The following is a 21,152-nucleotide window of genomic DNA, read 5'->3' as shown; positions in this document are numbered from 1 at the left end:
TCGAAGGCGATGCTGAGAATAGCGCCCGCCGTATATGGCCCCACGCCCTTCAATCCCGAGACTGCAGCTTTATCATTCGGAACGATACCATCGTAAAGCTGAACAACCTGCTGCGCGCCGGCCTGCAAATTGCGCGCGCGCGAATAATATCCGAGCCCCTCCCAGCACTTAAGCACCTCTGGCTCCGGCGCCTCCGCGAGCGCCTGCAGAGTCGGGAACCGTTCGATGAAACGCAGAAAATAAGGAATCACCGTATCCACGCGCGTCTGCTGGAGCATGATTTCCGACACCCATATCCGGTAAGGATTCCTGTTCTCCCGCCAAGGCAGCTGCCGCTTGTTGGCGCGATACCAGGCAAGCAGCTTGCGGCTGAAATGCCCAGCCGCTTCCGTGCCGCCCGCCGGCGGGCTGTCCTTGCGTTTCGTGCCCGCACTTCGTCTGCGGTCAGCCTCCACCTCGTGTTCCTCCTTTTGGCCGGATTTCCGCGACGGCGAACGCCGAAGCGATCGACCTTTCGTGTGTAATGGACACATGCACGGTCAGCTTTTGCCCCGACATCCCGAGCCGCTCCAGCGATTCCTGCGACAGCGCGCAGCAAGGCTTGCCCGCCCTGTCCGGCAATATTTCGATGTCCGCGAAGCCCATTGTCGCTCCAATGCCGCAGCCCAGCGCTTTGACGACTGCTTCCTTGGCCGCGAACCGTCCTGCCGTAAACTCCGCCAGCTTGCCGTCTTTCAACTGCGCGCGTTCATATTCCGCCTGCGTCAGCACCCGTTGAAGAAACCGGTCGCCCGTCCCTTGCTCCAGCAGCCTGCGCACGCGTTCGATCTCGACCAAATCATGCCCTACTCCGATTATCATCCTCGAACCGCCTTCCGAAGAGCTTGCACTATCCCGTATTATACTGAAAGCGGACAAGGACTCCAACAACGCTTTAATTGTTACAGCCTTTCCGAACAAAAAAAAGGACGCCCGAGCGTCCACGCGTACCTGTGTCTACTGCATGACAAGAGAATCCAGCTGCTCGCCCGTCAAGTCACCATCAAGCACCAACGAGACCGGAATATCGTTTCTGTCAGGTTTGACGAACGATCCGGACCGCAGATAGTAACCGTTCTCCCTGGCCTTTGAATAGAAGCTGCAGAGCATGCCCGTTTTGCGGACGGCTTCCTCCTCGGTCGGGTAGGCGCCGAGCGTATTGCCCGTACCTAGCGGGTTCTTTGTGCTACGAATGCTGACTTGATATGGCAACTCGTCCTCCTCCAGCTTCTTCACGACCAGTTCGACATCGAAGCAAGGGCTCTGATAGACGACTGTCATTGCCAATCACCGCCTTCTGCACATTGAATTTCGGTGTTGCATACCTGTTATTACACGAATGACCTTCCCCTAAAACAAGCTTGCCGCACCTCCCGCCGCTGATTCACGCGTGTTCCGGGCAGGTTAATGACCAGTACGGGCAATACCCGTCGCAGAAAAAACCGATACGAGAGCGGAGGACGACAATGGCGAAGCGTGTTCATGGGAAAGTCGCAGTGATTACGGGAGCAGGCTCGGGCATTGGCAAGGCTGCGGCGGAGCTGTTGGCGCGGGAAGGCGCCAAGGTTGCGTTGATCGGCATAACGAAGGACAAACTGAAGCAGGTAGAGCAAATGATTGCCGCCGCTGGTGGAGAAGCGCTTGCCGTTCACGCGGATATCACGAGCGAGGCGGATATCCACACGGCCTATGAGAAGGTGCTGCACCAATGGGAACGGCTTGATATCGTATTTGCCAACGCCGGCATTAACGGTACGGTGGGTCCGATTGAGACGATGGCCTTCGAGGAATGGAATCGGACGATTCTAACCAACCTTACCGGCACCTTCCTGACCGTCAAGCATGCGATTCCTTCTATGAAGAATAAAGGCGGCAGCATCATCATCACCAGCTCGATTAACGGCAACAGGGTATTTACCAGCTTTGGCATGAGCGCATATAGCACGACAAAGGCCGGACAGGTCGCTTATATGAAAATGGCGGCGCTCGAGCTTGCCCGCTACCGGATTCGCGTCAATGCGGTTTGTCCGGGAGCCATCGAGACGAACATTGACGACAGCACGGAGAAAAAACCGGATCTCAAGGATATTACGATTCCGGTCGAGATGCCGCCCGAAGGCGAGCACCCGCTTCGCCGGGCGCCCGGTACAGCGTCGCAGGTGGCGAAGCTCGTTCTTTTCCTCGCATCCGACGAATCCGATCATGTATCGGGAACCGAAATCTATATCGACGGCGCCGAGTCGCTCATTCATTAACACAGGCTTGGCTGCGCCTTAAGCAACAACAAACAGCCTCCCCTGGATCAAGGGGCAGGCTGTTTGTTGTTGCTTCCTTGCAGCGCAATAAAGCGGTTGATCAAACTTCGGAGACCATCCAGACGAATCGGCTTGCTGAGAAAATCCGACATGCCGGCAGCCAGGCATTTCTCCTTATCTTCAGGCAGGACATTCGCCGTCATGGCGACGATCGGCGGGCAATTCTCATTCGGAAAGGTCTCGAACAGCAGCCTCGTCGCCTCGATGCCGTCCAAGACCGGCATTTGCATATCCATCAGCACAAGATCGTAGCGGTTAACCGCCAGCAGCGCGAGGGCTTGCCTCCCGTTCTCAGCAATATCCGCGTCCAGCCCGAGCTTCTCCAGCATAAGAAGCGCCAGCTTCTGGTTTACCTCATTGTCCTCCGCGACCAGAATGCGGCCTCTGCCTTCCGGGGGAATTCGGCTAAGCGCGGAAGAGCCGCCGGACAGATCGTCGTCGCATGCCGCCGCTTCCTCCATAGAGGACAGGAAATCGGAGAACGATACCGGTTGATCCGGCGACGGCCCGAACCGGGCCGTATCGACGATCGGCTCGGAGGACAGCAAACGTTTGGCTCGAATCGTAAAAACGAAAGCGGCACCCTGCTTCCTCTCCGTTTCGACGCTGATCGTACCGCCCATCAGCTCTATCAGATTTTTACAGATGGCCAGTCCCAGCCCGGTACCCCCGTATTTGCGGGACATCGAGGAATCGAGCTGCGAGAACGGTTGAAACAACAGCGGAAGCTTGTCCTCCGGAATGCCGACGCCCGTATCCTCTACCCTGAGCTGTATGTCCAAATGGCTGCCGTAGTCATTGAGCAGCTTGGCGTTTACCCGAATGCTGCCCTCGCTCGTAAATTTCACCGCATTGCCGACCAGATTGATCAACACCTGGCGCAGCTTCGTGACGTCGCTGACGATCGGCATGTCCAGCAGCGGATCGATCGTATAGCCCATCTCCAGGTCCTGCTTTTTCGTCTTCACCGTGAACAGGTCGAACGTCTCTCCGATGCAATCCGATAGCTCGAACGGCACTTCCTCGATCTCCATTTTGCCCGACTCAATCTTTGAATAATCGAGAATATCGTTGATCACAAGCAGCAGCGCTTCGCCGCTCTTGCCGATAATCTCGACATATTCCTTCTGCTCCTCGTTCATGTCTGTTTCGAGCAGCAGCGCGGACATGCCGATGACGCCGTTCATCGGCGTCCGGATTTCGTGGCTGACCATCGCCAGAAAATCCGTTTTGGCCCGGGCCGCTATTTCCGCAGCCTCCTTCGCTTCCATCAGCTTGCGCTCGAACAGCTTTTGCTCGGTTACATCGCTGATCGTACAGGCGAATATCCGCTCGCTGTCCACGACTGCCACGCCGATCTGCAGCTCGGCGAAAAACGTAGTGCCGTCGCTGCGGACCGGCATCACTTCCATGAGCCGTCCGCCCTCCCGATTGCTCTCCGACCCGTTGGCGTTTGCCAATATATCGATACCCGACAGGCCCGGAACGAGCAAGGTAATCGGCTTATCCAGCACATCCGCCTCGGTGTAGCCAAACATCCGCTCCAAAGCCGGATTGACCGTCATCATTCGTCCTTCTTCATCGAAGGTAATCATCGTGTCGATCGAGGTTTCCCGGATGACCCGCGCCTGCGCCTCCGTCTTGGTGAGCTGATAAGCCGTTCTCAACAGCTCCTTGTTCATTTTCTCCAGCTCTTTGGTTTTCTGATGCAGCAAGTCAGTCTGGAGCTGGAGCTTCTTGTTGCTGATATACATATTCACGAAACCTTCGATCTTCGTCCGCAGAATTTGCGGCACAAACGGCTTGGTCATATAATCGATCGCCCCGACCGCATAACCGGTATGAAAATGCTCGGTCTCCTTGCTTGTAGCCGTTATGAAAATAATCGGAATTTCCTTGGTTCTCTCCCGCGCCTTGATCAGCTTGGCGGTTTCGAAGCCGTCCATTCCGGGCATCTGTACATCCAGCACGATTACCGCGAAGTCATCCTTGAGCAGATGGCGCAGTGCCTCCTCGCCGGACATACATTTGACGAGATTATAGTTCAGGTCGCCGAGCACCGCTTCCAGCGCCAGCAGATTGTCGGGATGGTCATCGACCAGCAGGATGTTTATGGGACCTTCGAAGGTTATCATCTGACGTACACTCGCCTTTCTCTCATGCGCTGAGGTATGGGGCCGCCGCCGTCAGCGAATTTTACGGTACAGCCGATTAACGGCGTCGAGCTCTTCGTACTTGTCGACGTGCTTCGTGAACGAGATCGATTCTTTCGTCCCGAGAGCAAGAACCCCGAATGTGCTCAGGCTGTCGTACAGCAGCCCGTGTACATGATCCTGAAGCGCTTTGTTGAAATAAATCATGACGTTGCGACAGAAAATGACGTTGAATTCGTTAAACGAGCCGTCCGTCACGAGATTGTGCTGTCCGAACACGATGTTTTTCTTCAAAAACGATTGAAAGATGACCGAATCGTATTTGGCCGTATAAAACTTGGAGAACGCTTCGTTGCCTCCCGCCTCCATATAATTGCGGGTATACAGCTTCATCCGCTCCATCGGGAAGACGCCTTCCTTCGCCGCAGCCAGCACGCCGGCGTCCGCGTCCGTTGCGTAAATGCGCGATTTGTCGTACAGTCCTTCTTCATACAACAGGATAGCCATCGAATAGACTTCCTCGCCCGTTGAGCAGCCGGCATGCCAGATGCGGATAAACGGATACGTGCGCAGCATCGGCACGACCAGTTGGCGAAAAGCACGGAACGCCTGCGGGTCGCGGAACATCTCGGTCACATGGATGGTCATATCGGACAGCAGCCGCTCCATGCAGGAACGGTCGTGAATGACCCGCTCCATAAGTCCGGATACGGTCTCCAGCCGTTCCGAGTGGACCCGGTGCCAGATTCGCCTGCGCACCGACGCGAACGCGTAATTGCGGAAATCGTAGCCGTACAGCCTGAAAAGCGCCTCCAGCAGCAGTTCGATCTCCACTTTTTCGCATTCATCCGCATCGGACATCATGTCGGGAACCGACTCGTTCAACTGATCTTTATTGATATAACCACACCCTCATTAAGGAAAGCAATTGCTCCGTATGAACAGGCTTGGCGATGTAATCAGAAGCCCCGGCCTCGATGCACTTGTCGCGGTCATCCTTCATTGCCTTCGCGGTGATTGCAATAATCGGCAGCTTCTGGAACTCGGTCTGCTGGCGAATCGCTTGCATCGTTTCATAGCCGTCCATATCCGGCATCATGATATCCATTATTATCATATCAAAATTCGGTGACTTTTCCAGAAGCTCGAGCGCCTCCCGGCCATTCTCGGCGAACGTGATGTTCATCCGGTAGCCTTCCAGCACGCTCGACAGGGCAAATACATTGCGAATGTCGTCATCGACGATCAAAATATTTTTCCCTTCGAAAATGCTCTCTATGCTATGAAGCTTGCGAAGCATATTTCGCTTGTCCTCCGGCAGGTTCGCCTCTACACGGTGCAGGAATAGCGTCGTTTCGTCCAACAGTCGCTCAGGCGATCTGACATCCTTGATGATGATCGTGCCTGCGAATTTCTTGAGCTGGAGCTCTTCCTTCTTATCCAGATCGCGTCCGGTGTAGATGATAATCGGCAGCTCTTGCAGAGTGTCATTCCTGCGGATCGCATCCAGCAGTTCAAAGCCGGATATGTCCGGAAGTCCGAGGTCGAGCACCATGCAATCATAATGCAGGCTTTCTAGCTCCTTCAGCGCGTCTTTGCCGGTCGAAACCGCGGTAATGAGTACATCGTCATGGCCGATCAGCTCAATGATGCTGGTCCGTTGAGCCGGATCGTCCTCCACCACGAGCAGCCGCTTCATATCGCGCTCGATGAACGATTCGATCTGGAAGAACACGTCCTCCAGCCTGTCTTTGGAGGACGGCTTTCTGATATAGGCCAGAGCGCCCATCGACAAACCTTGCTGAATATCATCGACGACGGAGATGACATGCACCGGAATGTGGCGCGTATCCGCATGGTGCTTCAATTGATTGAGCACCGCCCAGCCGTCCATAACCGGCAGCTGGATGTCGAGCAGGATCGCATCGGGTTGACGGCTATGCGCAAGGGCCAGCCCCTTATCCCCCTGCAATGCCACGATTCCCTTGAAGCCGCGCGAACGGGCCATGTCGAGCAGCACCTTGGCGAAATTCACATCATCCTCAATGATCAGCACGACTTTGTCCGCAGGCTCAATTCGATCAGCATCATCGTCCACCGCAATGTCGAGGTCGCCGCGTTCCGGGGAAAGCGGGAGCTCGACTGCCGGCGGCGCCTGCAGCACGCTCACCATATTCTCCGCCACGTCGGACGGGGACGCGGTCATCGTCACCAGTCGTTCCGTGTTTTTTTTGGCCACATGAAACTCCGGTATATACAGCGTGAACATGCTTCCAGTACCTTCTTCGCTTTCAAGCCGAATGCCGCCTCCAAGCAGCTCCGCCAGTTCGCGGCTGATTGCGAGTCCCAGGCCCGTTCCGCCGTATATGCGGCTTGTCGTGCCGTCAACCTGATGGAAAGCCTCAAAAATAAGCTTCTGCTTGTCAGCCGGAATGCCGATCCCCGTATCCTTGACGTCAAAGGCAATCATGCCGCCCGATTCGTTCCCGAAGTCGAATTCGTCCAGCCCCGCCTTGCGAATAATGAGCTCTACGCCTCCTTTCTCCGTGAACTTGAACGCGTTGGACAGCAGATTTTTCAGTATTTGCTTCACCCGATGGCTGTCCGTATACATTTCCTCGGGCAGCCCGTTTTCCAGTCGAGCAATGAATTCGATGCCCTTATGCGCGCCGACCGGACCGAAATTACGCTCCATGAACCGCGCCAGCTCGATGATCGGAATAGGCTCGGTGACGACTTCCATTTTCCCTGCATTGATTTTGGAAAGGTCCAGTATCTCGTCGATCAGCTTCAGCAGATCGCTGCCCGAGCCATAGATCGTCGATGCGAATTCCACCTGCTTAGGCGTCAGGTTGCCGTCCTTGTTATCCATCAGCATTTGGGACAGAACCAGCAGGCTGTTGAGCGGCGTCCTCAACTCATGAGACATGTTGGCCAGAAATTCCGATTTGTATTTGGACGATAGGGCCAGTTGAACGGTTTGGCGTTCTAGCGCCATTTTCGATTTCTCGATTTGTTCGTTTTTTTGCTCGGTCTGCTTCATCTGAAGCTCGAGCAGATGGGTTTTTTGCAGCAGCTCGTCGTTCGTCCGCTCCAGCTCCTCCTGCTGGCTTTGCAATACCTCTTTCGATTTCTTGAGTTGCTTCGTCTGTTCCTCCAGGCGCTCATTGGAGCGGCGCAGCGCCTCCTGCTGGGAAATGAGCTCCTCGGACTGCACCTGCAGCTCTTCGGTGAGCGCCTGCGACTCCTTCAACAGGTCCTGCACGCGCATGCGGCCGAAAAGACTGTTGAGCATGATACCGAGATTCTCGGCAAGCTCGCTCACCAAATCCATCTGCGTTTCACGGATCGGCGCGAGATGAGCCAATTCCAACACGCCTACGACCTGGCCGCGGAATTTCACCGGACACAGCAGCACATGTTTCGGTTTGCTCTCCCCCATGCCGGAACGGATACGGATATAATCGTCCGGGATATCGGCCAGCTTGATCGACTCGCCGCTCGCCGCGCATTGGCCAACCAGCCCCTCGCCGAATGCGAATACGCGCTCCGCATCGGCTTCTCCATCCCGCGCATACGCGCTGTGCAACTTCAGACGGGGCTGCTCGCCCAGTCCTTCCCTGACATACAGCGCGCCGTAGCTGGCGCCTGCGAGCGGAACCAGCTTATCCATGAACGTGGAGGCGAGCTCGTCAAGATCCGCATCGTGCTGCAGGGCCACCGTAACATCTGCCAGATTCGATTGGATCCAGTTGTCTTCTTCAATCTGTTCCTTATAGGCTCGCTCCGCCATAGTTCTCCGCTCGAGATCGTCCGCCAGCAAGTTGAACGTTCTGGCCACGTCGCCGAATTCGTCCTTGCGCATATGGCGAATCCGCGTGCCGGGATCGATCGTTCCGCTGGCATAACCGCGAATCATGACGGATAAGCTCTGCAGCCCCTGCGTAATGCTCATCATATTCCAATAGAGCGCCAGAAAAGCGAGCAGCAGCCCGAGTCCAGCCGACACCACAACCATATTGAACGTTTCCCGGTTGTCAGCAAACATAGCCATAAAAGTGCCGTCCATATTGCGATTGTAATACTGTGTCAAGTAATTGACTCTTCTCACCAAGTCATCCGTAATGCGCAGACCCTCGCTCTCCCGCAAAGCGCGAGCCTCGTCTCCTTTGCCCGCTTCTACCAGTGCAATGATCCGATCCCGGTAGGTGTTGAACGGGCGTCCCGCTTCGACCAGATCCTGCATGATCAGCCGTTCTTCTTCGGTTGTAGACGAACCGTTCAGCTCGGTGAGCGCCTTGACTGCCGCCTGATAGGAAGTGTCCATCTCCCTGCGGTTACTTTCAAGATTCGCCCGCGTGGGCAACGTCGCTATGTTGGTCAAAAATTTGGAGAGATTGTTGACCTCGCTGCGCAGTTCATACGCTTTGACCAGCTTCTGATACCTGTCCTGGTACAGGTATTCGACGTTCCCGTTCGCCTTTTTGATATTGCTGATCCCGAGCCCCGACACCAAAATGATCAGGGCAATCAATATTCCGGAACCGATAAGCAGCTTCGACCTGATTCTCATTCCCGTTAGCCCTCACCCGTCAACAAATTATAAGACCTACCAAGATGCTGGATACACAAAGACAGACAACCCTCCCGCTGAGGCTTGTCTAGGCGTTCATTGCAGCCCGTTATGTCTATTTAAACGGTACTTAAACCAGTGAACCAGCTCAATGATTATTTTTCATTTTTCTACTTTATTCGCTATGCGACCAGAAAGCGACCACAGATTCGAGCCTCCGTCCGGTTTCATCCATGAACAGCTTTACGGCGATTCCCCGCCCTTTGTATACCCGTCCATCTTCGGCAATGAAGTCCGGCTCCCCAAGTGCGCCGGTGAGCGCTTCTAAATCCATCGGTACAACCGTATCGCCGAAGGCAATCGCCGGTTCGCTTGCGTCGACCGAGACCGATTCGATCAGACCGTCATAGAATCCGACCGCCACTCCCTTATATCGAAACGCCTTGCGGCCCGGCGTATACTCATCGAGCCACACCGTTTCCGGAGGACCAAGCAGAGTCAAAACCTCTTTATCCGTCCATTCCATATCAATTCCGTTGATACGGGCGAATGATTCCCCGCCATCGCCGCTTGTGCCGTCATATTTCATATCTGCGTTTACAATCGTATCCGTCTGCCCGACGGGAGGCGCCTTTTCCAGAGAGATTGCGGCCCCTGATTGACCAGAGGAGCCTTGCAGAAACATCAGTATTAGAACGACGGCCGTTATCGCTTTCATCATGCCGCATCCATCCTTTCCGCTCGTTCGTATACTCCGGATTACCCAGCCCCAAAATCGGTTAAACACCCGGGAAAACACGCGGGCCGATATGATTCAGCCCGGCAAGCAAGCGTTTATATAGTTGACATCATATAAAGAGAGTCAGAAAGGAGCCACAACCATGCTGCTGGAATGCTTCCATCATGCAACGCGAAGCAACTGGGCCTATGCCTACGACGAGAAAACGATCCATCTCCGATTCCGGACCAAAAGGGACGACGTTGACGAGGTGTACGCCATTACGGGGGATAAATATGACTGGGAAGCCCATTACAAAGAATTGAAAATGGACAAGCTCGCTTCCGACCATTTTTTCGACTATTGGGAAATCGGCATCCGCCCCATGCATAAGCGCTTCTCTTACGGATTCAGGATCCGTGCCGGCAACGAGACGGTATGGATGGTCGAATCCGGCATCTCCCATGAGCAGCCGACGCCTCCCGGCGGTTATTACGAATTCCCTTACATACACCCGGTTGATATTTTCCGCGCTCCGGAGTGGGCGAAGGAAGCCGTTTTTTATCAGATTTTCCCCGACCGCTTCGCGAACGGCGACCCGTCCAACGATCCCGAAGGATCGAAAGAATGGGGCGGCCAGCCGGAGCAGGGGGGCTTTTTCGGCGGCGATCTCAAAGGGGTTATGGACAATCTCGAATACTTGACGGACCTTGGCATCAACGCGATTTATTTCACGCCGCTGTTCAAATCACCTTCCAATCATAAATACGATACGATCGATTATATGGAGATCGATCCGCAATTCGGCACCAAGGACGATTTGCGGCGTCTCGTGCAGGAATGCCATAAGAAGGGCATCCGCGTCGTCCTCGATGCGGTGTTCAATCATTCCGGCGTCGAATTCGCCCCCTTCCAAGACGTCGTCAGGAACGGCGACAACTCGAAATACAAAGACTGGTTCCACATTCACAGCTTCCCGGTAACGGTCGACGAGAATCCGGCAAACTACGACACCTTCGGCTTCTACGGCCATATGCCGAAATTGAACACGGCCAATCCCGAGGTCAAAAAATATTTGCTCGATGTCGCCACCTACTGGCTGCAGGAAATGGATATTGACGGCTGGAGGCTGGATGTCGCCAACGAGATCGACCACCGCTTTTGGCGCGACTTCCGGGTAGCGGTGAAAGCGATCAAACCCGATGCTTATATCGTCGGTGAAGTATGGAGCGATTCGATGCTGTGGCTGATGGGCGACCAGTTCGATTCGGTCATGAACTATCCTTTTGCCGACAAGACGCTGTCCTTCTTTTCCAACTGCGACAAGGACGGCTATATGTTTGCGAACGAAATCAGTCGGCTGCTCATCCGGTATCCGCAACAGACGAACGAGGTCATTTTCAACCTGCTGTGCTCGCACGACACGCCGCGCGTGCTTACGATGCTCGGCGAGGATAAGCGGCGGCTCAAGCTTGCGCTCGTGTTTCTGCTCACGTATATCGGTACGCCTTGTATCTTTTACGGGGATGAGGTCGGGCTGAGGGGCGGCGGAGACCCGGATTGCCGCAAATGCATGGAGTGGGACTACGATCGCCAGGACCGGGAGTTGTATGATTTCTACAAGCTGATTATCGCGCTCCGCAAAAACTATCCGATGCTGCGGCACGGACGTTTTCGCTTCCTGAAGGCCGAGCCAGGCGACTGCCGGGTCATATACGAGCGGCTGGATGACGAGATGCATTTCACCGTATGGATGAACAATACGACGGAACGGACCGTGCTCTCCCACCCGATGGAAACGAACGACTGGCACGATGCCCTGTCGGGGCAGCGCGTGGAAGTAACGGACGGCGCCATGAACCTCGAGCTCGACGAGCTCGGCTATCGGATCATATACCGGAAAATCATATAACGGCATTCGCACCCGGCATGAGCCCCAAAAGCATGCATGGCAGCTGTAAGCTGCATTTTGCATGTTACGGCGACGGGGCTGCAACGGTATGCGAAAAGACTGTTCCCAAGGCAGCGGCAGGCCACCTGGGAACGGTCTCCATTTTACTTTTACACGATAAACATGTCGCCGGATTTGCCTGCCTCCGGCTTGGCTTTTTCTCTGCTCCTCTTCTTCGCCTGGTCCTTGGCGGAAGCCGTTTGGGAAGCTGCGGCGCGAACCGCCTCTTCAACCATTTCCGCCGCAGACCGCTCTCCGGAGGCCGTCGCCTCCTCTCGCCGCAAGGCAATCTCTTCGTACAGCCCCATATACTGGCGAGCCGAACGGCCCCAGCTGTAGTCGCCGGCCAACGCGTTTCTTACGATCGCCTTCCACAGGTCCGGCATCTGATAGAATTGGAGCGCGCGGCGTATCGTCCACAGCATGTCATGCGTGTTGTAGGGGCCGAAAGTGAAGCCGTTGCCTTCCCCGGTAAACTCGTTGTACGAGAGCACCGTGTCCTTCAGCCCGCCGGTTTCGCGGACGATCGGCACCGTGCCGTATCGGAGCGAGATCAATTGGCTGATGCCGCACGGCTCAAAGCGCGAGGGCATCAGAAGCATGTCCGAGGCGGCATAGATTTGCCGCGCGAGGCCTTCGTCAAACTTCAACTGTACAGACGTTCGATCCGGGTACCGCTGCGCGTGATCGACGAGCAGCTCCTCGTAGTAACGGTCGCCGGCTCCCAGAATGACGAGCTGAACGTCGTCATGCTCCATTAAGCCGTGCAACCCGTCGGCCACAAGATCGAACCCTTTCTGCACTGTGATGCGGCTGACCATGCCGAGCAGCGGCACGTCAGGCTTTTCCGGCAGGCCGAGGGAGCGCTGCAGCTCCGCTTTATTCTGCCGCTTTTTGTCCAGCTCATTCCGATAGTTAACGGGGATATGGGGATCGGTTGCCGGGTTATACGACTTCTCGTCGATGCCGTTGACGATGCCCGACAGCTTGTCGCCCAGGAACCGCAGTTCCCCGTCCAACCCTTCTCCGTACTCCGGTGTGCGGATCTCTTCGGCGTAGGTCGGACTGACGGTCGTCACGCGGTCGTTAAAAACCAGCCCCGCCTTCAGGAAATTGACGCCGCCGTGATATTCCACCTGCCCGTTCGCGAAATGATCGTGATCCAGACCGAGCAATTCAGGCAACACCTCATAGCCGTAGTGGCCCTGGAACTGCAAATTGTGCACCGTAAATACGGTGCGGATATCGGTATAGAACGGATTGTGGCGATAATGCTTGTCGAGCAGCGCCGCCGTCACCGCAGTATGCCAATCGTGCGTGTGCACAATATCGGGTCTGAACCCGATATACGGCAGTATTTCCAGAACGGCCCGGCTGAAAAAGGCAAAACGCTCGCCATCGTCAAAATAGCCGTATATGCCGTCGCGCTTGAAGTAATCTTCATTATCGACAAAGTAAACCGGAACTCCCTCATGCTTCAGCTCCCAGATGCCGGCATATTTCATCCGCCAGCCGACCGGAACCTGAATTTCGGCGACGAGCTTCATTTTGTCCTTGTACGATTGCGCAATACTGCCGTATTTGGGCAGCACGATGCGAACATCGGCGCCCTCCTTGCGCAGGGCTTTCGGCAACGCGCCCGCCACATCGGCCAACCCGCCCGTTTTCACGAAGGGATTGCCCTCGGCGGCAGCAAACAAAACCTTCATCAACCGTTCAACTCCTTTGTCTTTTGGGTGATCCGGCCTTTCTTCTCCCTGACGGTGACCGAAGCGGTTTCGATCTTTTCCTCCACTCTTGCGCCGGAGCGCTTCGATTTTTTCAGCCAGATAACGCTCAGCGGCGGGAGGGACAGCTCCAGGCTGTAAGACTGATCGTGCCAGGCCGTTTTCTCGGCTTTATGGAAGCCGTTTGTCACGCGTCCGGAGCCGCCGAACGATACGTCGTCGCTGTTCAGCAGCTCCATGTAAGAACCGGACGACGGCACCCCGATACGGTATCCGTCGCGAGCAACGGGCGAGAAATTGCAGATGACGATGATGTAGTCCGTTTTGGCTTTCGCTTTTCGCATGTAGACGATCACATTCTGGGCATGGTCCTGATGATCGATCCATTGATAGCCTTCCATCTGATGATCAAGCTGCCACAAAGCTTTCTCTCGCAGATACAGGCGATTGACGTGCTTGGTGAATTGCAGCATTTTGAAATGCAGCGGGTAATCGAGCAGGAACCAGTCGAGCTGGGTTTCATCCTTCCACTCGTCGAATTGTCCGAACTCTGAGCCCATGAACAGCAGCTTTTTACCCGGGAAGGTCAGCCAATAGCCGAGCAGGGCGCGAAGACCCGCAAACTTCATCTCGTAGTCAACCGGCATTTTGTGCAGCAACGAGCGTTTGCCGTGCACCACCTCGTCATGTGAGAAGGGCAGCACGAAATTCTCAGAGTACGCGTAGCAGATCGGGAACGTCAGCAAATGCTGTTGATATTGCCGGTGAATCGGGTCGGTTTCCATATATTTCAGCGTGTCGTTCATCCAGCCCATATTCCACTTGTAATTAAAACCGAGACCGCCATCCTCGATCGGGGCCGTGACCAGCGGCCAGGCGCTCGATTCCTCAGCCATCATCAGCGCGTTCGGCTGCGCTAGGAACACCGCTTCATTCAGCTTGCGCAGAAGCTCGATCGCATCCGTGTCCTCTCTCCCGCCGCCGGCGCCGGGCACCCACTTGCCGTCCGGCTTCTCGAAATCGCGGCGGATCATGCTGGTGACCGCATCGATCCGGATGCCGTCGAGATGGAACATCTCCAGCAAGAACAGCGCATTGGAGATGAGGAACGTCCGCACCTCCGGCTTGCCGTAATCGAAGCCGAGCGTTCCCCAGCCGGGCCTATCCGACACGAGCGGATCGTAATGCTCGAAGAGAGGAGTGCCGTCGAACAACCGCAGCCCGTGCGCGTCACGCGTAAAATGGCCCGGTACCCAGTCCATGATCACGCCGATGCCCCGATTGTGGCAGCGGTCAACGAAATGCATGAAATCATGCGGCGATCCGAACCGGCTCGTAATAGCAAAATAACCAGTGGCCTGGTAGCCCCAGGACCTGTCGTAGGGATGCTCCGCAAGCGGCATTAATTCAATGTGCGTATATCCAAGTTCGGCCACATGGTCCACAAGCTGATCGGCAAGCTCCCGGTAGGTGAGCAGCGTGCCGTCCTCATGCTTTTTCCAGCTGCCGAGATGCACTTCGTAAATCAGCATCGGCTGCTCGTAAGGGGCCTTTCGGCCCCGCAGCCAGGCCTTGTCCGTCCATTCGAAGCCTTCCAGAGCGGTAACGACAGACGCCGTACGCGGCCGCACCTCGGCATAGAAAGCATAGGGATCGGCCTTTAGAATCGTCTCACCCTCCGGCGTCACGATCTCATACTTGTAAAGCGTACCTTCTCCGATGCCAGGCACGAACAGGGTCCACAAGCCCGAATCCGGCAGCCGTTCGAACGGATCGTTCGCGCCGTCCCAGCCGTTGTAATCCGAAGCCAGCCTTACCTCGCGCGCATTCGGCGCCCACACGTGGAACCGCACACCGGACTCTCCGCCTTCTGTGGCGGGATGTGCGCCCATTTTGCGATAGCTTTGATAATAAGTTCCCTCGTGGAACCAGTGGATCTCGTCCGCCGTCAACCTGCTGCTTCCCAAGACCTCCCACACCCCTCTCGGCGAAATTCTCTGGTACATTCCAAATGAATCATTACCCGAATATGAAAAAAACGACGCATGTTTTCGGATAATTCCTCATAGAATTGTCCTGCATAACTTTTTCGCGAAAGGAGGTCGAATTACCTTCCAATTTCAGTTTCATAAAACAAATATATGTTTAATCAAAAAGTACCAAATGAAAAGTGGAGGGACGATATGACGAGAAATTCATGCATGGCAATGCTATTAGCAGGCGGGGAGGGAAAACGGCTTGCGCCCTTGACGGAAAAGCTGGCCAAACCCGCAGTCCCTTTCGGCGGTCATTACCGAATTATCGACTTTCCGCTCAGCAATTGCATTAATTCCGGCATTTCGACGATCGGAGTGCTGACGCAATACAAGGCGGAGTCGCTGCACGGACATGTAGAGGACGGCCGGCACTGGTCGGGAGGAGACCCGTCGGCCGACATTTTTCTTCTGCCGGGCGGAATGGCTCCGGGCAGCGGCTACTCGGGAACGGCCGACGCCATTTACAAAAACATCGAGCGTATCGACGAATACGCGCCGGAACATGTATTGATTTTGTCGGGCGACCATATCTACCAAATGGATTACCGCGAGATGCTAGATTTTCACGTCCGGCATGGCTCCGACGCGACAATCGCGGTCAAAAGCGTACCGTGGAAAGACGCTCACCGGTTTGGCATCATGAACGCAGACGAAGAATTCAAAGTGATCTCGTTTACGGAAAAGCCATCCAAGCCGGAAAGCAACCTGGCTTCGATGGGTATTTATTTGTTCAGGTGGTCCTTCCTTAAGGAGAAGCTGATGACCGACGCGCAAAACGAAACGTCCAACCACGACTTCGGCAATGACGTCATTCCGGAACTGCTCCACTCGGGAGCCGCGGTATTCGCTTACCCGTTCAAAGGCTACTGGAGGGATGTCGGTACGGTGGAAAGCCTCTGGGAAGCGCATATGGACATGCTGGACGGCGAAATGAAGTTCGAGGGCGATAACTGGCCGATGTACACCAATGAGGTCGCGCCTTATATCACGGCCTACCGACATCCGTTGGCGAACATTAGCGAAGCCGTCATTCACCCGCTCACTGCAGTGGAGGGCGACGTGGAGCGCTCGATTCTGTTCGGCGGCGTCCGCATGGGACGCGGCAGCAAGGTGAAGGAGAGCATCATTATGCCGAACGTGAAGATCGGGCGGGACGTCCAGATATTCCGGACGATCATCGGCGAAGGCTGCGTGATCGAGGACGGCGCGGTCATTGGACGGCCGGACGGCGAAATTACAGTGCTTGGGGCGGACGAACTCGTGTTTGCGCGCAATTCGTCGCTTCTCAGCCGTACGAACGAATTGATCAAAGGTATGGTTCGCCAGGACGCGGCCGCCGCCAGAGAAGGCTTCTCCACTTTATAACTTCATAACTTCCGAAAACAAGCCGGCAAAGCGCGACAACGACTGCCGGCTTTTTGTGCGAATAATAACGATTATTGTCGATTTCTTCATACTTTCCTTATCGTTTTCTAAACTTTTGCACGTAAACTGACAAAAAGAACACGATGAGGACAACGATATGATAAACAAATTAATGGACTATTATAACGACGCTGTCCTGATGAGCCGGTCGTCGTTTCCGCAGGATGAGAAAAACAGGCACTACAAGGAGCTTCTCGTGAAAATCCGGAACGATTACGGCTCCGAAGACGCAGGCGCCCAGGTTTAACTGTTCGTTTCTTCGCTTATCGTGCTAAGAAGCTAGCAGCGGGAACACTTTGATTTTTCGCTCCACTTGCACGATCTGGTCGACGATGCGGCGGCGATGCTGTCGCCGCTTGCGCGGTTTCCCTAAAGCCCTGCTTCATACCGTAAGTATGATATCAACCGGGACAAAAATCACACTTCACTTTGCTGCTCCCACTTAATTTACAGGTCAGTTTTTGTTTATTTTACATAAATTGTTTTTTGTAAATATTTTTAATAAGCAAGTATTGCAAAACATTATTAAATCAATTATCTTTACATTTAAATGAACAAATTCGCGGGGCTTGATACAATCAGGCTGAGACTGCGGCCTTACGCCGCCGACCGTAGATCTGATCTGGGCAATGCCAGCGTTGGAGAAGAGGTGTGCGCCTGCACCTTAATCTGGTGCCTGCCGGATGCCCGGCGGGTTTTTTAGCGTGCGCAACCAGACCAAGAGGAGTGATGAATATGAAATCGGCAGGAGTAGTGCGGAAAGTAGATCAATTGGGGCGTATCGTATTGCCCAAATCGCTTCGTAAGCGACATCAGATGAACGAAGGAGATCCCGTCGAAATTTTGGTGCAAGGCGATAAAATCTTTTTGGAGCGTTATTATCCGCGGTGTCTGTTCTGCGGAACAACGGAGGAAGTATTGGAATTCAAAGAACGCAACATATGCGCAGTCTGTATGAAAGACATGGCCGACTCCAAACGATAAACTGAACCGTGATAGCGGTTCCCCCGCAACCCCCGCCAACCGGCGGGGGTTGTTCCTTGCCTTGTTATCGAAGCGGCGCCGATGCTGTCGATAAATAGTTGTTATTCAAAGGAATATCCGACAGACTTTGCACGGCTTCTGTGCTAATATCAATTTCATAGTTTGTGATTTGGAGGATCGTTGATGAATCAATTAACCGCAATGCTCATTCGCAGCCATGCTGAATATGCCAAGGATCATCCCGACGAGCTGGAAGGATATGAAACGGTTTTTGACCATATGTACGATTACTTTACAATCATCCTGAAAATCGGAGAATCCGCTGCGGCAAGCGTTATCGATGAATTTCGAGCGGGACTGGCCTCATAGACGAAAGCTATAGTACGTTGTTGAACACGAAACGGGCCTCCATTCGAAGCCCGTTTCTCTCTGTGCGAATGGCCGATTGTATCTCGCGTCCATGGAAACCGCAATATTGTTCAAGCTTATTCTCTTGCAGGGATTCTGATCCGGACCGTTGTCCCTACACCGAGAGTGCTTTCAATGGCGATATCGCCTTCATAAGCTTCTGCGAGTCCCTTCGCGATGGACAGCCCCAGACCATTTCCGCCCAAACTGCGGGTACGCGCTTTATCCACACGGTAGAAGCGTTGAAACAAATAAGGAATATCCTCCGACGGAATGCCTTCCCCGTTGTCGCGAACCGCGATCTCCGCATGGCCGTTATCCAGCCTGCCCGTGTAGGTGACAATCTTATCGATGCCGGAGTATCGAATCGCGTTGTCGGTTAAAATGATCAAAATTTGTTCCAGATGCAACGGATTCATATACACGCTCATCGTTTCCGGAACCTGTCGGTTGAAGCTTGCTTCCGGATGCAACACGCGGTAATTGCGAATCAGCGAATCCAATACTGCCGACAGGTTTACCTGACGTTCGTCGGCCGGTATGCGCTGATCCGTAAGTCGGGATAAGTCCAGCAACTGATCGACAAGTTCCTTTAAGCGGTGCGTTTCTTGCATGGCGGCGTCAAGCGACTCCTGCAGGAGACGCGGATCGCTTTTGCCCCAACGGTGCAGAAGACGCAAATGCCCTTCGATGATCGCAACCGGAGTCCGGAGCTCGTGCGACGCGTTCTCGATGAATGCCCGCTGCTGATGGAACGACTTCTCCAGCTCGTCCATCATTTCGTTGAAGATCACCGCAAGGCGTGAAATTTCGTCTCCGTTGCCGACCGAAGCTACTCGTTCATGCACGCCCCGCAGCTTAATTTTATTCATCGTGGCCGCCATGCGCTTAATCGGCCCGACCATCTGTCGGGCCAAGAATATGCCGCCTGCCGCACTGATGACGATGCCGACAGACAAGCAAACGACGACCAGCATTTTCAACCGGTTCTGCAGCTGGTCGACCGTTTCCAGGTTGCTGGCCACCTCAACGGTTCCCGAAAAGCCGGCCGCCTGGAGCGGACTGCGTGCGACAAGCAGATGATCGTCGCCGCGCCGGAAGTTCTCCGTTGTGTTGGATCGCACCGATCGGGGTGGAATCCAGGAGTCCGGAACGGATCGCGAAACAAAGAGCACGGTCTGCTCCTTGCCGTCGATAATCCGTATGAACTGGTTCTGTTGAATTACCTGCTGCAGAAATGGCTCGCTTGCACGGATCGCTTCCGCGTTTATAGTATCCTGCTGTCGAATATACCCGTTGACCTCTTTAACCGTGCGGTTCAGCGATGTTTCCTGCTCCCGGAGTATCCATTCCGTAATCACGGCGTACTGCACCATCGTGTACCCGAGAAACAGCAGAACGATTAAGAAGGATGACAAGCCTGCAATTTTGATCCTGAGGGGAATTCGCGCGTATGTGCTCTGCAAGTTATTCATCGCTTCATTATATACCCCACTCCTCGTACCGTTTGGATATACCGTTCTTTCTCTTCCGCGTTCAATTTTTGTCTGACGTAGCGGACGTATACATCGACTATATTCGTTTCAATGCCGGCCGCGTCAAACCCCCAAACCCCGTTGAGTAGCCGCTCTCGGCTCATGACCGTATTCTGATGCTGTATGAAGTATAGTAACAAATCAAACTCTCTTTTCGTAAGCTCGACCGGGAGGTCGTTACAGAGCACAGCGCGCGCTGCGGCATTCATCCGCAGGTCCAGAAACGTCAGCGTCTCCTCGTCATCGGTATCCCTATCTTCCACGCGTCGCAGCAGAGAGCGGATTCTCGCCAGAAGCTCTTCGATCGCAAACGGCTTCGGCAGGTAATCGTCGGCGCCGCTGTCCAGCCCGGACACCCGGTCCATTACACTGTTGCGGGCCGTCAGCATAATGATCGGCGTCGTAATCTTCTGACTTCTGATTCTCCGGCATATTTCAATTCCGTTCAGTCCCGGCAACATTAAATCCAGCAGAATCAGATCCCAGTGTCGCTTCTCCGCCAGTTCCAGCGCCTTCCTGCCATCATAGATCACGGTTACTTCAAATCCCTCATGTTCCAATTCAAGCTCAACGAAGCGCGCGAAATTGGGTTCGTCTTCAATCAGCAGCACCTTGCGCAATAGATTCACCTCAAACGGAATGGTTATGCCGGACCGACAAGCGTTCGGCTTGTCGCTTACGGAACCGCCGAGCAGCCGGGCATTGTCCTATGGCCTGAAAGGCGTTTGCTCTGATTGTACATTTCGTATCCTCATTGGTCAACGAGCGCTGCGGCAGAGTTGCGAAAATAGAAATCCCCCTTGGGCAAGGAGGATTTCTTCCGTTCCGATTTAGCCGTTATTGGCGGCGCTTTGCTTAAAATTTTCTGGTTGGCTGTACTCGTCTTGCTCAGAGTCCTGTTGAAAATCATCATTTTCAACTTTAACGATCTTGCCATCGATCGCGCTCACTTTGACTTCCACATCGTTAGCGTTTTTTTCTTTGATCTGGACACTGTAGACCGCTGCGCCGTCTTCGTCCTCCAGTTCTACTTGATTAACCGTACCTGTAACTTCAGCCGATGCAGCCGCTACGGCCTGCTCCTGCGTCAGCTTAGCCAGCTTCTGAAGCGCTGCTGCTTCCGCTGCGTCGGACTGTTCGCCGTCGCCGTCCGGTTGCCCCTGATCGTCCGCTGTCTCGCCGTCGCCGTCCGATTGCCCCTGATCGTCCGCCGTCTCGCCGTCGCCGTCTGATTGCCCTTGGTCGTCCGCTGTCTCGCCGTCGCCGTCCGATTGCCCCTGATCGTCCG

Annotated in this window: 17 protein-coding genes and 1 pseudogene; 6 read left to right on the top strand and 12 right to left on the bottom strand. The window is 54.6% G+C overall.

Annotated features, from left to right (window positions below; genetic code table 11):
- The 3 genes and pseudogenes from BG52_RS09710 to BG52_RS09700 form a co-directional block, all read right to left on the bottom strand.
- Positions 1–362, bottom strand: a pseudogene (locus BG52_RS09710) (A/G-specific adenine glycosylase); the annotation flags it as partial.
- A gap of 82 nt (positions 363–444) precedes the next feature.
- On the bottom strand, positions 445–861 hold the full coding sequence (acpS, locus tag BG52_RS09705; RefSeq protein ID WP_036584606.1) for a holo-ACP synthase: 417 nt from the start codon (positions 859–861) through the stop codon (positions 445–447).
- 135 nt (positions 862–996) lie between these two features.
- Complete coding sequence (locus BG52_RS09700; RefSeq protein ID WP_036584609.1) at positions 997–1,320, bottom strand: hypothetical protein; 324 nt, start codon at positions 1,318–1,320, stop codon at positions 997–999.
- 185 nt (positions 1,321–1,505) lie between these two features.
- Here BG52_RS09700 and BG52_RS09695 point away from each other — a divergent pair, with 185 nt between their 5' ends.
- Positions 1,506–2,294 carry an SDR family oxidoreductase gene (locus BG52_RS09695; protein ID WP_036584611.1) on the top strand — a complete coding sequence of 263 codons (789 nt, stop codon included), beginning with the start codon at positions 1,506–1,508 and terminating at the stop codon, positions 2,292–2,294.
- A gap of 47 nt (positions 2,295–2,341) precedes the next feature.
- On the opposite strand, the gene BG52_RS14885 is transcribed toward BG52_RS09695, so the two are convergent.
- The 4 genes from BG52_RS14885 to BG52_RS09675 form a co-directional block, all read right to left on the bottom strand.
- Positions 2,342–4,489, bottom strand: coding sequence for a response regulator (locus BG52_RS14885; RefSeq protein WP_051587919.1), 2,148 nt, complete (start codon positions 4,487–4,489; stop codon positions 2,342–2,344).
- A 51-nt stretch (positions 4,490–4,540) separates the two neighbouring features.
- Positions 4,541–5,368 carry a CheR family methyltransferase gene (locus BG52_RS09685; RefSeq protein ID WP_397309925.1) on the bottom strand — a complete coding sequence of 276 codons (828 nt, stop codon included), beginning with the start codon at positions 5,366–5,368 and terminating at the stop codon, positions 4,541–4,543.
- 31 nt (positions 5,369–5,399) lie between these two features.
- The gene (locus BG52_RS09680) at positions 5,400–9,080 is read right to left on the bottom strand and encodes a response regulator (protein WP_036584614.1); all 3,681 of its coding nucleotides are present in this window, start codon (positions 9,078–9,080) and stop codon (positions 5,400–5,402) included.
- 175 nt (positions 9,081–9,255) lie between these two features.
- Entirely contained in the window at positions 9,256–9,801 is a 546-nt protein-coding gene (locus BG52_RS09675) for a hypothetical protein (protein ID WP_036584617.1), read from the bottom strand.
- A 160-nt stretch (positions 9,802–9,961) separates the two neighbouring features.
- Here BG52_RS09675 and BG52_RS09670 point away from each other — a divergent pair, with 160 nt between their 5' ends.
- Positions 9,962–11,710 (top strand): alpha-glycosidase, encoded by a 1,749-nt coding sequence (locus tag BG52_RS09670; protein WP_036584619.1) that lies wholly within the window; start codon positions 9,962–9,964, stop codon positions 11,708–11,710.
- Between the two features lie 149 nt (positions 11,711–11,859).
- Here the strand turns inward: BG52_RS09670 and glgA are convergent, their stop codons facing one another.
- Both glgA and glgB read right to left on the bottom strand, forming a co-directional pair.
- Positions 11,860–13,458 carry a glycogen synthase GlgA gene (glgA, locus tag BG52_RS09665; protein ID WP_081793736.1) on the bottom strand — a complete coding sequence of 533 codons (1,599 nt, stop codon included), beginning with the start codon at positions 13,456–13,458 and terminating at the stop codon, positions 11,860–11,862.
- Positions 13,458–15,482: a 1,4-alpha-glucan branching protein GlgB gene (gene glgB, locus BG52_RS09660; RefSeq protein WP_051587920.1), complete on the bottom strand. Its 2,025-nt coding sequence runs from the start codon at positions 15,480–15,482 to the stop codon at positions 13,458–13,460. The genes glgA and glgB overlap by 1 nt, the downstream gene beginning before the upstream one ends.
- Positions 15,483–15,659: 177 nt before the next feature.
- Here glgB and BG52_RS09655 point away from each other — a divergent pair, with 177 nt between their 5' ends.
- From BG52_RS09655 to BG52_RS09645, 4 genes are all read left to right on the top strand, one after another.
- Positions 15,660–16,877 carry a sugar phosphate nucleotidyltransferase gene (locus BG52_RS09655; RefSeq protein WP_036584624.1) on the top strand — a complete coding sequence of 406 codons (1,218 nt, stop codon included), beginning with the start codon at positions 15,660–15,662 and terminating at the stop codon, positions 16,875–16,877.
- A gap of 157 nt (positions 16,878–17,034) precedes the next feature.
- Positions 17,035–17,184 carry a hypothetical protein gene (locus tag BG52_RS16100; protein ID WP_190287516.1) on the top strand — a complete coding sequence of 50 codons (150 nt, stop codon included), beginning with the start codon at positions 17,035–17,037 and terminating at the stop codon, positions 17,182–17,184.
- A gap of 488 nt (positions 17,185–17,672) precedes the next feature.
- Positions 17,673–17,921, top strand: coding sequence for an AbrB/MazE/SpoVT family DNA-binding domain-containing protein (locus BG52_RS09650; protein ID WP_036584626.1), 249 nt, complete (start codon positions 17,673–17,675; stop codon positions 17,919–17,921).
- Between the two features lie 183 nt (positions 17,922–18,104).
- Positions 18,105–18,290 carry a hypothetical protein gene (locus BG52_RS09645; protein WP_036584629.1) on the top strand — a complete coding sequence of 62 codons (186 nt, stop codon included), beginning with the start codon at positions 18,105–18,107 and terminating at the stop codon, positions 18,288–18,290.
- Positions 18,291–18,406: 116 nt separating this feature from the next.
- On the opposite strand, the gene BG52_RS09640 is transcribed toward BG52_RS09645, so the two are convergent.
- The 3 genes from BG52_RS09640 to BG52_RS09630 form a co-directional block, all read right to left on the bottom strand.
- The gene (locus tag BG52_RS09640; protein WP_190287515.1) at positions 18,407–19,747 is read right to left on the bottom strand and encodes a sensor histidine kinase; all 1,341 of its coding nucleotides are present in this window, start codon (positions 19,745–19,747) and stop codon (positions 18,407–18,409) included.
- A gap of 53 nt (positions 19,748–19,800) precedes the next feature.
- Positions 19,801–20,484: a response regulator transcription factor gene (locus BG52_RS09635; RefSeq protein ID WP_036584634.1), complete on the bottom strand. Its 684-nt coding sequence runs from the start codon at positions 20,482–20,484 to the stop codon at positions 19,801–19,803.
- 210 nt (positions 20,485–20,694) lie between these two features.
- Positions 20,695–21,152 (bottom strand): PepSY domain-containing protein (locus BG52_RS09630; protein ID WP_036667180.1); only part of this gene is annotated, 458 nt, incomplete at its 5' end.

Source organism: Paenibacillus darwinianus (assembly GCF_000598065.1).
In the GTDB taxonomy this organism is placed as follows: Bacteria; Bacillota; Bacilli; order Paenibacillales; family Paenibacillaceae; genus Paenibacillus_I; species Paenibacillus_I darwinianus.
The sequence above is the reverse complement of the archived record's forward strand: the minus strand, read 5'-3'. Positions and strand labels throughout refer to the sequence as shown.

Excerpts from the sequence above, each read along its gene's own strand:
- acpS (WP_036584606.1), bottom strand. The coding sequence starts at position 861 with ATGATAATCGGAGTAGGGCATGATTTGGTCGAGATCGAACGCGTGCGC.
- BG52_RS09700 (WP_036584609.1), bottom strand. The coding sequence starts at position 1,320 with ATGACAGTCGTCTATCAGAGCCCTTGCTTCGATGTCGAACTGGTCGTG.
- BG52_RS09695 (WP_036584611.1), top strand. The coding sequence starts at position 1,506 with ATGGCGAAGCGTGTTCATGGGAAAGTCGCAGTGATTACGGGAGCAGGC.
- BG52_RS14885 (WP_051587919.1), bottom strand. The coding sequence starts at position 4,489 with ATGATAACCTTCGAAGGTCCCATAAACATCCTGCTGGTCGATGACCAT.
- BG52_RS09685 (WP_397309925.1), bottom strand. The coding sequence starts at position 5,368 with ATGTCCGATGCGGATGAATGCGAAAAAGTGGAGATCGAACTGCTGCTG.
- BG52_RS09680 (WP_036584614.1), bottom strand. The coding sequence starts at position 9,080 with ATGAGAATCAGGTCGAAGCTGCTTATCGGTTCCGGAATATTGATTGCC.
- BG52_RS09675 (WP_036584617.1), bottom strand. The coding sequence starts at position 9,801 with ATGATGAAAGCGATAACGGCCGTCGTTCTAATACTGATGTTTCTGCAA.
- BG52_RS09670 (WP_036584619.1), top strand. The coding sequence starts at position 9,962 with ATGCTGCTGGAATGCTTCCATCATGCAACGCGAAGCAACTGGGCCTAT.
- glgA (WP_081793736.1), bottom strand. The coding sequence starts at position 13,458 with ATGAAGGTTTTGTTTGCTGCCGCCGAGGGCAATCCCTTCGTGAAAACG.
- glgB (WP_051587920.1), bottom strand. The coding sequence starts at position 15,482 with ATGTACCAGAGAATTTCGCCGAGAGGGGTGTGGGAGGTCTTGGGAAGC.
- BG52_RS09655 (WP_036584624.1), top strand. The coding sequence starts at position 15,660 with ATGACGAGAAATTCATGCATGGCAATGCTATTAGCAGGCGGGGAGGGA.
- BG52_RS16100 (WP_190287516.1), top strand. The coding sequence starts at position 17,035 with ATGATAAACAAATTAATGGACTATTATAACGACGCTGTCCTGATGAGC.
- BG52_RS09650 (WP_036584626.1), top strand. The coding sequence starts at position 17,673 with ATGAAATCGGCAGGAGTAGTGCGGAAAGTAGATCAATTGGGGCGTATC.
- BG52_RS09645 (WP_036584629.1), top strand. The coding sequence starts at position 18,105 with ATGAATCAATTAACCGCAATGCTCATTCGCAGCCATGCTGAATATGCC.